We start from the raw sequence: 12,082 nt of genomic DNA on the forward strand, positions 1-12,082 counted from the left end.
TTGCGCCCCGCCATTTTTTCCGGTCATAGTGACGCCATGGACAAGGTCGACAGCATCGTCATCGTCGGCGGCGGCACCGCCGGTTGGCTGACCGCGGGCGTCATCGCCGCACGCCACCAGGGGCGGAGGCCGCATGGCTTTTCGGTGACCCTGGTCGAATCTCCCAACGTGCCGATCATCGGGGTGGGAGAGGGGACGTGGCCGACGCTGCGTTCGACGCTGCGCAAGATCGGCGTGTCGGAAACCGATTTCTTCCGCGAATGCGATGCCGCGTTCAAGCAGGGCGCCCGGTTCAATCGCTGGACCACGGGCGAGGCGGACGAGGGCTATTACCACCCGCTGATGCTGCCGCAGGGTTTCGCGCGCCTCAATCTCGTGCCGCACTGGCTGGAGAACGGGGACGAGAGCTTTTGCGATGCGGTGACCCCGCAGGGCCGGATCTGCGATCAGGGTCTTGCACCCAAGACCATCGCGACGCCCGAGTACGAGGGGCTGGCGAATTACGCCTATCACCTCGATGCGGGCAAGTTCTCCAAGTTCCTCACGAAGCACTGCGTCGAAAAGCTGGGCGTGCGCCACGTCCTCGCCGATGTGAGCGAGGTCGTGCAGGCGCCGAACGGCGATGTCGCCTGCGTGAAGACCGCGGACGGGCAGGCCATCGACGGTGATCTGTTCATCGATTGCACCGGCTTCAAGGCGCTGCTGATCGAGGAGGCGATGAAGGTGCCGTTCCGCGACTGCAACGACGTGCTGTTCTGCGACACGGCGCTGGCGGTGCAGGTGCCTTACGCCGACCCGTCCGATCCGGTGGCCAGCCATACGATTTCCACCGCCCAGTCGGCGGGATGGATCTGGGACATCGGCCTGCCGACCCGCCGCGGCGTCGGCCACGTCTTTTCCAGCAGCCATGTCGATGCCGACCATGCCGAGCGGGAACTGCGCGACTATATCGGCCCGGCGGCAAGGGATCTGACGGTGCGCCGCATCCCGATCCGGTCGGGCCACCGCGAAACCTTCTGGAAGGGCAATGTCGTGGCGGTCGGCCTTGCCGCCGGTTTCCTCGAACCGCTGGAAGCATCCGCTATCGTGCTGATCGAGCTGTCGGCCAAGATGATCGCCGAACAGCTTCCCCCCAACCGCGACGTGATGGACGTGATCGCCCGGCGCTTCAACGATACCACCGCTTATCGCTGGGGCCGGATCATCGATTTCCTGAAGCTGCATTATACGCTGACCAAGCGTACCGACACCGACTTCTGGCGCGACAACACGCGGGCGGAAACCATTCCCGACCGGCTGCAGGGCCTGATGGAGCTGTGGAAATACCAGACCCCCTGGCTGCACGACGAATTCGACCGGGCCGAGGAAGTGTTCCCCGCCGCCAGCTATCAATACGTGCTGTACGGCATGGGATATCGCACCGATGTCCCGCCGGGTGACGTCGCGGCAGAGCGCGAACTGGCCCAGCGCGTGCGCAGGGAGAATGACGCCCTGACGGCCAGGCTGCTCGCGGGCCTGCCCGGTCACCGCGATCTGCTCTCCAAGATATCGCAGCATGCGATGATGCCGGTGTGATGCGGTCCCGCATCGCGGACTGATCGCCGCGCGCTATTCCCTTACGCTTCAGGCGGCAGGTCAGCCTCGGCGAAATGTAGCGATTGGCCCTTGGCCAGCGTCACGTCCATCAGACGTCCGGGCCTGCCCACTTGCCATGCCCCGTCCGCGTCGGCGTTCAGCACTGCGTCGGTGATGCGGCCATCGCGCCATGCCAGGTCGACCCGGCAGCCGCCGCGGGCGCGAAGGCCCCTTACCGAACCTTCGCTCCACGCCGCCGGCAGGGCGGGCAGCAGGAGGATCGTGTCGCGGTGGCTCTGCATCAGCATCTCGGCGATGGCGCGGGTGCCGCCGAAATTGCCGTCGATCTGGAACGGGGGATGGGCGTCGAACATGTTCGGATAGGTGCGGCCCGGTCCCAGCAGGAACGCCAGCACGTCATGCGCTCGGTCCCCCTCGCGCAGGCGGGCGCGCAGGTTGATGCGCCAGGCGGTGGCCCAGCCCGTCGATTCGTCGCCGCGCAATTCCAGCGAACGGCGCGCCGCTGCGGCCAGGGCGGGGGTGGCGGCCGGATCGATCTGCGCGCTGGGGAACAGCGCATAGAGGTGCGAGACATGGCGGTGGTCGGGTTCGGGCGCGCTTGCATCCCAATCCTCGCGCCATTCCTGCAGCTGGCCCTGCGCGCCGATGCGATCGGGCGCCAGACGGCCGCGGGTCTGCATGATCTCTGCCGCGAATGGCGCATCGATGCCCAGTATCTGCGCCGCGCTGGCGGTCTGCCGGAACAGATCGCGCAGGATCTGCTGGTCCATCGCCGGACCGGCACAGATCGCGGCACCTTCGGGGTGGCGGTTCTCGGGCGAGATCGAGGGATTGGTCACCAGGTAGCCGGTCGCCGGATCGGTCTGCAGCGTATCGAGGAAGAACAGCGCCGCGCCCCGCATCACCGGATAGACGCCGGCGAGAAAATCGGTGTCGCGGCTATAGTCGTAATGGTCCCACAGATGCGTGCAGAGCCAGGCGCCTCCGGTCGGCCACATGCCCCATTGCGCGCCGTCGATCGGGGCGGTCGCTCGCCACAGATCGGTGTTGTGATGGCAGACCCAGCCCCGCACGCCATACATCGTGCGCGCGGTATGTTCGCCGGTGACCGCAAGTTCGCGCACCATGCGGACCAGCGGCTCGACACACTCGGGCAGGCCGGTCACTTCCGCCGGCCAGTAGTTCATCTCGGTATTGATGTTGACGGTGTATTTCGATTCCCACGGCGGCTCGTTCTCGGCATTCCAGATGCCCTGCAGATTGGCGGGCTGCGTTCCGGGCCGCGACGAGGCGATCAGCAGATAGCGCCCATAATCGAAATACAGCCGGGCGAGGTCCGGGTCGTCCTGCAGGTCCTCGGCTTCGATACGGGCATCGGTGGGCCGATCCGCGGCGGCGGTGCGGCCAAGATCGAGGGATACGCGGCGGAACAGGCGGCGATGTTCGGCGACCGCATCCGCGCGCAGATCATCGTAACCGATGGCAGAGGCCTGCCGGATCGCGGCGTCGACCAGCGCGACCGGGTCCGCGCCGGTGTCGTCGAACCGGCGGAAACTGGTCGCCATCGCCAGCAGCAGCGTGACCTGCGTCGCGCCCCTCAGGCTGAGCCGGTCGCCGTGCGGGGCGATTGTGCCGTCGCTTTGGACCCGGACCCGGCCGGCAAGTTGCAGAACTCCGTCGATGCCGGCGCGACCTGCATTGTGCCCGGTCAGCAGCAGCGTATCGCCGCCAGCCTCCACGCGCATGCCGGGTTGTTCGCTTGCCAGAACGACGTCGAGGTCGAAGGGCACCTGCGCGGCGATGCGCATGGCGATGACATCGCCTTGCGGGGATGCGAACATCTCGCGGCTTTGCGCGGCGCCATCGCGGGTGAAAGCGACGCGGGCGAGGGCGGAATCGAGGTCCAGCTCGCGCACATAGTCCTGCACCTCGCCCGATGCGCCGGGAAAGGACAGAAGTAGATCGCCGAATGATTGATAGGCCATCTGCGTCCGGGGAACGCCGATCAGCTTCGCATCGGCCAGCGCCTCGGCCTCTGCGAAGCGATCCTGTTCGACAAGGCGGCGCACCAGGGGCAGCGCGTCCAGCGCCTGCGGGTTGACCGGGTCATAGGGCCCGCCCGTCCACAGCGTGTCCTCGTTGAGTTGCAAGCGTTCCTGGTCCGCTGCGCCGAAGATCATCGCCCCCAGCCGGCCATTGCCGATCGGAAGCGCTTCGATCCACTCGCGCGCGGGCTGGCGGTACCACAGCCGCGATGCGCCCGGCGCGGGCGAGGCGGCCGATGCCTGCCCCGCCAATCGCGACGCGGCGGCCGCTGCCGCAGCGCCCGCCATCAGCGAGCGCCGCGTCAGGTGGAACAGCGTCACCGCGCCCTCACCGCAGTTGCAGGACGACGATGGACTTTGCGGGCAGCGTGGCGGTGACGGTTCCGCGCGATACCCGTGCGCCGGTGAAGGCGGTGGGGGTGACGACTTCGGGGTTTTCGAAGTCGTTGTGCGCGTCCATCGCGCGGGCGGTCAGGATACGGCCCGTGGCGCCGGCGGGGTTCACGCCGTCGAGCGCGATGGTCACCGGATGGGCGTTGTTCGGGTCGATATTGACCAGCGCCAGATGCACCTGCCCGTCGGTGCCGCGCACCGCCGACACGTTGACCGCCGGGATCGACACGTCGTCCTTTTCATACATCGGCGCGGTGACGTCCACCGGAAGGGCGGTCGCGCCCTGCCACGGTTCGTACATGTCGAACACGTGATAGGTCGGCGTCTTCACCATGCGCGGACCGTCGGTCAGCAGCATCGCCTGCAGCACGTTCACCATCTGCGCGATGGCGGCCATCTTCACCCGCTCGGCATGCTTGGTGAAGATGTTGATGTTGAGCGCGGCGACCATCGCGTCGCGCAGGCTGTTCTGCTGCTGCAGGAAGCCCGGGTTGGTGCCCGGCGCGGGATCGTACCAGGTGCCCCATTCGTCGACCGCCAGCATCACGCGCTGTTCGGGATCGTACTTGTCCATGATCGCGGAATGGCGGGTGATGAACTCGTCCATCTCCATCGTGTGGTCGAGCGTGGATGCCCATTCGCTTTCGGGGAAGCCCAGCGCGGGGCCCTTGTCCTCCCAGGTCGCGTCGCGCGGGCGGGTATAGAAATGCAGCGCCAGCCCGTCGATCAGCTTGCCCGAGATCTTCATCATCGTCTCGGTCCACTCATAGTTGGAATCCGACGGGCCGCTGGCGATCTTGAGCATCTCGCCCGTGCCGGGCTTGGTGAAGGTGACGAAGCGATTGGTCAGGTCCGCGGCATATTCGGCGCGCATGTTGCCGCCGCAGCCCCACAGCTCGTTGCCGATGCCCAGGTAATCGACCGTCCAGGCATCCTCGTGCCCGTTGGCCGCACGCTCGCGCGCCAGCGCGGTCGTGCCCGCGGGCGCGGTCATGTACTCGACCCACTGCGAGGCTTCGGCGGGGGTCCCGCTGCCGAGATTGACCGAGACATAGGTGCGCGCGCCCAGCCGCTGGGCAAAGCCCATGAACTCGTGCGTGCCGAAGCTGTTGTCCTCGTTCACGCCGCCCCAGTTGGTGTTGATCTTGACCGGGCGGTCCTCACGCGGGCCGATGCCGTCGCGCCAGTGATATTCGTCGGCGAAGCAGCCGCCGGGCCAGCGCACCATGGGCACGTTGATGTCCTTCAGTGCCTGCAGCACGTCGGTGCGATAGCCGCCGTCGTTGGGGATGGGCGAATCCTCGCCCACCCAGACGCCGCCATAGATCCCGGTGCCCAGATGCTCCATGAACTGGCCGAACACGTCGGGATGCACCTGCGCGCCCGGCTGGTCCGCCTCCACCGTCACCACCGCGCCCTCGCCAGCGGCGCGCAGCTGGGCCTGCGCCTGCGCCGACAGCGGGGCGGCCGCCAGCGCCAAGGCAAGCCCGGTTGCAAGGCGCCGCATCGGCAACGGAAAAGCAGTGTCGAGCATGGTCACGAAAATCCCCTCGCAAATAATCCGCGCCCGCTGCGGGGGCCGGTCATCGGGCGCATAGATTGCCCTTGTATTTGTAGGAGTAGTTCAGCCATGCTGGCATCGTCAAGGCAATAGGTCGCTGGAACAGGCGATCGCGGCAAGCAGGGTGATGGATGCGCAAATCGGCTATGGTGTTGTTCGGCTCGGCTTGTCTGTGGGTCACGCCGTCGATGGCGCAGGCGGGGGACGTGCCCGACCTGCCGGTGTTTGCATCGCCCGAACGCGATCCGTCCGCGCATCTGTCGATCGTCATCCCGATCCGGCCCGAGGCGGAACCGGTCGTGCTGCATGTCACGCCCGATGGGTCGGATGCGGGCGACGGGACGGCGCAGTCTCCGGTGGCCACATTTGAGCGGGCGCAGGAACTTGTCAGGACACTGAACGGGACGCGTGACGTCACCGTTCGGGTCGCGGCAGGCGCCTATCGCCTCGACAGGCCGCTGCGCTTTGCAGCGGTCGACGGCGGCCGCAACGGGCATGTCGTTCGCTGGGAAGGCGAGGAGGGTGCATATCCCGTCATATCGGGCGGTGTACCGGTTACCGGATGGACGGCGGTGGATGCGGCCGAACATATCTGGCGCGCGGACATTCCCAAGGGCGCCGACCCCCGGCAGCTCAGCGTCGACGGGCAGCTCGCGCCGCGTGCGCGGATAGAGATCCCGCGCTCCGCCGTAAGGTTCGAGACCTGGGGCCTGCAGATCCTGGACCCGGAATGGCGGGCGCTGGCGCAACTGGCGGACCAGGACCGGATCGAGGTGGAGGGCATGAGCTGGTTCACCCACCGCCATGCCATGGTCGACCGGATCGAGGGCGACCGGATCGTGATGCAGCAGCCGGGCTGGCGGAACAATCTGGTCGGGTATGACACGCTGGCCCGCCCGATCTCGAAAGAGGTCGCCAGGCTTTTCCTAGTCAATTCGCGGGCGTTCCTGCGCGAGGCGGGGCAATGGCATGCCGATCCGGCGCAGGGGCATCTCTATTACCGGGCGGCCGAAGGGCAGGACGTCAATCGCAGCCTTGTCGAGATGCCGGTGCTGGAACATCTGGTCTCGATCGGGGGCACCATCGACGATCCGGTTCGCGACCTGCAGTTTCGCGGCCTGGATTTCCGGCACACCAGCTGGCTGCAGCCGTCCGGTAACGAGGGATATGCCAGCCAGCAGAGCGGCTCGTACATCTCGGGCGAGCTGGCCGGCTATCCCGCCGATCCGATCCGCGACTGCAGCTGGGGCTGCCCCGCTTTCGAGAAGCGGCGCAACCATTGGCAGCAGCAGCCCGCCGCGATCCAGCTGTCCGCCGCAACGCGGGTGGTGTTCGACGACAATCGCTTCTCGCAGCTGGGCCAGATCGCGCTGGGCATCGGCAACAACCCCGAAGCGCACGAGACCGGCGTCGGGCTGGGCACCACCGCGATCGAGGTGACGCGCAATCGCTTCACCGATCTTGCCGGCGGCGCGATCATGGTCGGCGGCATCGTCCGCGACGCGCACCATCCCTCGCGCCCCGAACTGGGCGTGCGGGACATATTGATACGCGACAATCTGGTGTCGAACATCTCGCACGACTACAAGGAGCAGGCCGCGATCCTCGTCACCTATGCGACGGGGGCGATCATCATGAACAACGACATTTCCGACGCGCCCTATGACGGGATCGACGTGGGCTGGGGCTGGGGGATCAACGATCCGGGGGGCAGCCCGGAATATTACCGCTGGCACCGCTCATACTACGACGATCCCGAAAACCTGATCTATGACACGCCGACGATCCTGCGCGACACGGTGATCGTCGGTAATCGGGTGGGGCGCGTGAAACAATGGTTTCCCGATGGCGGTGCGATCTATCACCTGTCCGCCGATCCCGGTGCGCTGATCGCCCGCAATTACGTCTATGACGTGCGCGGTACCGGCGGCATCGCGATCTATCTCGACGAGGGGTCGCGCCATGTGACGGTGCGCGAGAATGTGATCGACCGCGTTGGCGGGGTGTGGCTGAACCTCAATTCACAGGACGCGATCGCGCCGCGGCGAACGGCGCTCGACAATACGGCCACCGGCAACTGGTACAACTCGGGCCGACTGCAGGGGAACTGGACGCCCTTTCTGAACAACCGCGCCGAAGGTAACATCGAGGTCGAGGGGCAGGAGTGGCCTGCCGAAGCGCAAGCGGTGATCGACGATAGCGGAGTGCGGCCGGTGGAGGACGCGGGCGAATAGCCTTCCGGGCGGGCATTGCGCCCTGGTCGCCGGTCGGTCCTGTTCGCCGGTCCGCCCTATTCGCCGGTCCGCCCTATTCGCCATCCGGGGCGGGCGGGTCCGCTCCGTCCATTCCGAACAGTCCGATCAGGATCGGTTCGCCTTCGCCGGGGCCGCCGGGTCCGGCGATGTCTTCCGCCAGGATCTGCCACAAGCCGTTTTCCGGCGCGAACAGCAGGCGATAGCGCCCCCCGTCGGCATCGATCCGCAACCTGACGCGCTTGTCGAACGAGCCGGGAAGGGCGGTCGTATAGATCAGCCTGCCCGCCGGAGAGCTTGCATCGCCATTGCGCAGGCGCACGGCGACCAGATCGGCCGGCTCGATACGCTCCACCTGAATGCTGATCCATTGCGCGGGACCGGCATGCGCCGCCAGACCGGCGATATCGCCTTCCCCCAGCGCGGCATAGTCGAGCAGGGTGGACGCGGAATATTCACCGGTCGCCACATCCCGCCCGATCATGGTGGGTGCTGACCCCGAAATCGGTTCGCGGCCCGTTGCGATCAGCAGCCGGTCATCGTCCAGCCGTGCCCAGTCCGGCGCCTGTTCCATCAGCGGTGCCAGCCCCGTCGCCGATACGGGCTCCGACGCGGGAGCTGTTGCCGATATGTCGAGCCATTCGAAGGCGGCGACCGGACCGTCCTGCGCCGCGGCGGGCGCCGCCAGTCCCAGGGCGGCGATCAGGGCAAGATATCTCATGGCAGCGGCAATATGCCGGTTTCGGTCTGCGTGACCGGATTGATCAGGCCGTCCTCGTCGAATGTCATGCGCTCGACAGCGACCGCGCGGCGGCCAAGCCCGCCCTCCAGATCGCCGACGTCGAGCGTGCCGACATGGTAGAACAGATACCATTCGCCTTTGAACTCGGCGATGCCGGGATGGATCGTGAAGCTGTTGGCAGCCGCGCCCGTAATCTCGCCGCGCCAGGTCCATGGCCCGGTGATCGCCGGCGCGGTGGCATAGGAAATACGCTCGTCAGGGCTGATCGTCTTGTCCATGCTGGCATAGGCGAGATAATACATGTCGCCGCGCTTGAAGATCCACGGACCTTCCTCGAAATCGGGCAGTTCGATCTGCCGGATCGGTCCGTCGAAGCTGATCATGTCGGGCGCAAGCTTTGCCATGTAGATATTGGCGTTGCCCCAGATCAGCCAGCTGATGCCGTCCTCCTCGGTCCAGACGGTCGGGTCGATGTCGTCCCAGCTATGCGGTCCCTGCGTATCCTCGTTGCGGACCAGCGCGCTACCCTTGGCGTCGCGGAACGGGCCGAGCGGATTGTCGGCCACCGCCACGCCGATCGCCTTGCCTTGCGATCCCTGCTCCGGATCATGCTCGACCGCGGTGTAGAACCAGAACCTGCCGTCCTTCTCGGTCACCTGGCTGGCCCACGCATCGCGTGAGACCCAGCTGAAATCGGTGGGCTGCATGACCGGGCCATGCGCGGTCCAGGTCTTCATGTCCTTGGTGGAAAAGGCCAGCCATTCGGTGATGTTGAACATCTGCCCCTCGGCCGCCTCGTCATGGCCGACATAGAGATACAGCGTGTCGCCGACCACCAGAGGGGCCGGATCGGCGGTATGCAGATCGCGGAACAGAGGGTTGCCGGTGTACTGATAGGTCGTTGCCGTGGCTGGAGCCGCGGTGGCTGGAGCCGCGGTGGCCGGGACCGCGCCAGCGGTCGGAGCCGCCTGATCGATCGCAGCGCATCCCGGCAGCGCCGCGACGGCGGCAAGCCCGAATATGGCTGAACGAAATCCTGTCATCACAATCCCCAACGCTTCGTTGTTCTTTGCGACCTTTTAGTCGGACAAGTCGATCTGTCAAAGCGTCATCGGCGACCCGGGGCCAGGGACATCGCGCGTACCCAAAAAAGAAGGGCCGGGCGCTGAGGGGAGCGCCCGGCCCAGGGGACAATGGACCGCCTATGTCAGGAAAAACGGTCCACGAGGTGGCTCGGGCCCGTTACTTCGACGGGATGACCCAGCTTCCGGCGGCGCGCGACCCACTCCTTGAACTGCTCGGCAGAGGTGTGGTCGAAACCCTGCACCTTGCTGAGGTTCACGCGGACCGGACGATCGCCGGGAATGCTCTCCAGCCTGCGGGTCAGGCCCGTCAGGCTGATGAAAGTCGCACTGCCCGACAGATGCACGTCGCGCTCGGCGCCTTCATCGTTCTCCTCGACATTCAGCCTCAGCGAACGGCGGTGCGGGATCAGCTCCAGCAGCGTCAGCGCCAGGCCGACCAGCACGCCGGTCAGCAGGTCGACGGTGACGACCAGCACGAAGGTCGCCGTCCAGATGACCGCGGGAAGCGCGCCATAGCTGGAATAAAGGTGACGAACATGCTTGAGGCTGACCAGCTTCCAGCCGGTGACAACCAGCACGCCGCCCAGCGCCGCCATCGGAATCTCGCTGAGCACGAAAGGCAGCAGAGAGACGAAGCCCAGGATCCAGATACCGTGGATGATGGTCGACAGGCGGGTCTTGGCGCCTGCCTGCACATTGGCCGACGAACGTACGATCACGCCGGTCATCGGCAGTGCGCCCGCAAGGCCGCACAGAAGATTGCCGACGCCCTGCGCGCTGAGTTCCTTGTCGTAATTGGTGCGAACGCCGTCGTGCATCCGGTCGACCGCAGCCGCCGACAGCAGCGTTTCCGCGCTGGCGATGAAGGCGACGGCGATGGCCGCGATGATGATGGTCGGGCTGATCAGCAGGCCGAAGAAGTCGTCACCCGGCGTTGCCACCGCGCCGACGATCGAATCGGGCACGTTGACGCGCGTGATGTCCAGCCCAAGTGCCATGGCGGCCAGCGTCGCACCGACCACGCCCAGCAGCGCGCCGGGCAGCAGGCCCATTTGCGCGGGCTTGAACTTTTCCCAGCCGACCATGATGCCGATCGTCAGAAGGCCGATGCCAAGCGCCATCTCGGCCTGGTTCGCGTCGAAGGGCGAAAGCCCCAACAGGCGCGCAGGCATGGCGGCCAGATTGGCAATTCCGTTCGACAGCGGTGTCGCGTCGAACAGGATGTGGAACTGGCTGATCACGATCAGCGCGCCAATGCCCGCCAGCATGCCGTGCACCACGGCCGGGCTGATCGAACGGAAGAACGCGCCCAGCTTCATCCAGCCGGCGACGAACTGCAACACGCCCGCCAGCACCAGCATTGGGCCAAGGGCGGTCAGGCCGTTGTTCGCGACGAAGTCGAACACGATGACGGCAAGGCCAGCGGCGGGACCGCTGACCTGCAGGGGCGAGCCTGCGAACATGCCGACGACGATGCCGCCGATGATGCCCGTGATCAGGCCCTTTTCAGCGGGAACGCCCGATGCGATCGCAATGCCCATGCAAAGCGGCATCGCGACCAGGAAGACAACGATGGAAGCCGTGAAGTCACGTCCGAAATGGGCGAACAGGCCGCCCTTTTCGTCCGTCGCCACAGCGGTTGCTGCGGCAGTGGTCATTCCGCAGCCTCCGCCATCTGATAGCGTGCCTGCGCCGGGACGGCGACGGGCAGCGGCGTATTTTCGCGCAGTGTCGTGAACTGGCCGGTCTGGCCGTCGAGGCCGAGGACCTGGCCTTGGTGGATGTCGACGACCCAGCCGTGCAGGCTCATTTCGCCGGACGCCATCGCGCGGGCGACCGAGGGATGGGTGCGCAGGTTCGAAAGCTGGGCGATGACATTCTCATAGATCATCGCGCGGATCCGGTCGTCGCCTTCCAGGTGGCCCTGGCAGCTGTCGACCACGGTCTGCGCCGCGCTGCCGTGCTTCAGCCAGGCGGCGACATTGGGCATGGCTTCAAGCCCCTCGGGATAGGCCAACGCCTTCATCGCGCCGCAGTCGGTGTGACCGCACACGATGATGTCGCGCACGCCCAGCGCCGCGACCGCATATTCGACGGTGGCCGAAACGCCGCCCAGCATCGAGGCGTAGGGAGGGACGATATTGCCGGCGTTGCGGCAGACGAACAGGTCGCCCGGGCGGGCCTGCATGATTTCCTCGGGCACGATGCGCGAATCGGCGCACGAGATCATAAGCGCCTTGGGGCTCTGCCCATCGCGGGTCAGCGTGCCATAGAGTTCGCTGCTGCTGGGAAATACGGTCTTCTCGAAATTGAAAACGCGGCCGATCAGTTCGTTCATCGGGAAAGTCCTTTTGACTGCATCCGTGGAAAATTCATTACGCAATTGCGGATGGGGCCAAGGCTTACCG

Annotated in this window: 8 protein-coding genes; 2 read left to right on the plus strand and 6 right to left on the minus strand. The window is 66.2% G+C overall.

Annotated elements, in window-relative coordinates:
- Positions 1-36: 36 nt before the first annotated feature.
- A complete protein-coding gene (locus tag A9D14_RS05555; RefSeq protein ID WP_066843763.1) occupies positions 37-1,575 on the plus strand; it encodes a tryptophan halogenase family protein in 1,539 nt (512 codons plus the stop codon).
- A gap of 41 nt (positions 1,576-1,616) precedes the next feature.
- Here A9D14_RS05555 and A9D14_RS05560 read toward each other — a convergent pair whose 3' ends face one another.
- Complete coding sequence (locus tag A9D14_RS05560) at positions 1,617-3,962, minus strand: glycoside hydrolase family 95 protein (protein ID WP_232468795.1); 2,346 nt, start codon at positions 3,960-3,962, stop codon at positions 1,617-1,619.
- A 7-nt stretch (positions 3,963-3,969) separates the two neighbouring features.
- Positions 3,970-5,568: an alpha-N-arabinofuranosidase gene (locus A9D14_RS05565; RefSeq protein WP_083987672.1), complete on the minus strand. Its 1,599-nt coding sequence runs from the start codon at positions 5,566-5,568 to the stop codon at positions 3,970-3,972.
- 158 nt (positions 5,569-5,726) lie between these two features.
- Here A9D14_RS05565 and A9D14_RS05570 point away from each other — a divergent pair, with 158 nt between their 5' ends.
- The gene (locus tag A9D14_RS05570) at positions 5,727-7,829 is read left to right on the plus strand and encodes a right-handed parallel beta-helix repeat-containing protein (protein ID WP_066843775.1); all 2,103 of its coding nucleotides are present in this window, start codon (positions 5,727-5,729) and stop codon (positions 7,827-7,829) included.
- A 73-nt stretch (positions 7,830-7,902) separates the two neighbouring features.
- Here the strand turns inward: A9D14_RS05570 and A9D14_RS05575 are convergent, their stop codons facing one another.
- From A9D14_RS05575 to A9D14_RS05590, 4 genes are all read right to left on the minus strand, one after another.
- Positions 7,903-8,568, minus strand: coding sequence for a beta-xylosidase family glycoside hydrolase (locus A9D14_RS05575; RefSeq protein WP_066843779.1), 666 nt, complete (start codon positions 8,566-8,568; stop codon positions 7,903-7,905).
- Positions 8,565-9,632 (minus strand): glycoside hydrolase family 43 protein, encoded by a 1,068-nt coding sequence (locus tag A9D14_RS05580; RefSeq protein ID WP_083987674.1) that lies wholly within the window; start codon positions 9,630-9,632, stop codon positions 8,565-8,567. Before A9D14_RS05580 ends, A9D14_RS05575 begins: the two co-directional genes overlap by 4 nt.
- 164 nt (positions 9,633-9,796) lie before the next feature.
- Positions 9,797-11,332, minus strand: coding sequence for a SulP family inorganic anion transporter (locus tag A9D14_RS05585; RefSeq protein ID WP_066843782.1), 1,536 nt, complete (start codon positions 11,330-11,332; stop codon positions 9,797-9,799).
- The gene (locus A9D14_RS05590; RefSeq protein ID WP_066843790.1) at positions 11,329-12,012 is read right to left on the minus strand and encodes a carbonic anhydrase; all 684 of its coding nucleotides are present in this window, start codon (positions 12,010-12,012) and stop codon (positions 11,329-11,331) included. The genes A9D14_RS05585 and A9D14_RS05590 overlap by 4 nt, the downstream gene beginning before the upstream one ends.
- Between the last annotated feature and the right edge of the window lie 70 nt (positions 12,013-12,082).

This window comes from Croceicoccus marinus (assembly GCF_001661675.2).
Classification (GTDB): Bacteria; Pseudomonadota; Alphaproteobacteria; order Sphingomonadales; family Sphingomonadaceae; genus Croceicoccus; species Croceicoccus marinus.

Bases quoted from the DNA above. Each gene is read 5' to 3' on its own strand.
- A9D14_RS05575 (WP_066843779.1), bottom strand. From the start codon at position 8,568: ATGAGATATCTTGCCCTGATCGCCGCCCTGGGACTGGCGGCGCCCGCC.
- A9D14_RS05585 (WP_066843782.1), bottom strand. From the start codon at position 11,332: ATGACCACTGCCGCAGCAACCGCTGTGGCGACGGACGAAAAGGGCGGC.
- A9D14_RS05555 (WP_066843763.1), top strand. From the start codon at position 37: ATGGACAAGGTCGACAGCATCGTCATCGTCGGCGGCGGCACCGCCGGT.
- A9D14_RS05565 (WP_083987672.1), bottom strand. From the start codon at position 5,568: ATGCTCGACACTGCTTTTCCGTTGCCGATGCGGCGCCTTGCAACCGGG.
- A9D14_RS05570 (WP_066843775.1), top strand. From the start codon at position 5,727: ATGCGCAAATCGGCTATGGTGTTGTTCGGCTCGGCTTGTCTGTGGGTC.
- A9D14_RS05580 (WP_083987674.1), bottom strand. From the start codon at position 9,632: ATGACAGGATTTCGTTCAGCCATATTCGGGCTTGCCGCCGTCGCGGCG.
- A9D14_RS05590 (WP_066843790.1), bottom strand. From the start codon at position 12,012: ATGAACGAACTGATCGGCCGCGTTTTCAATTTCGAGAAGACCGTATTT.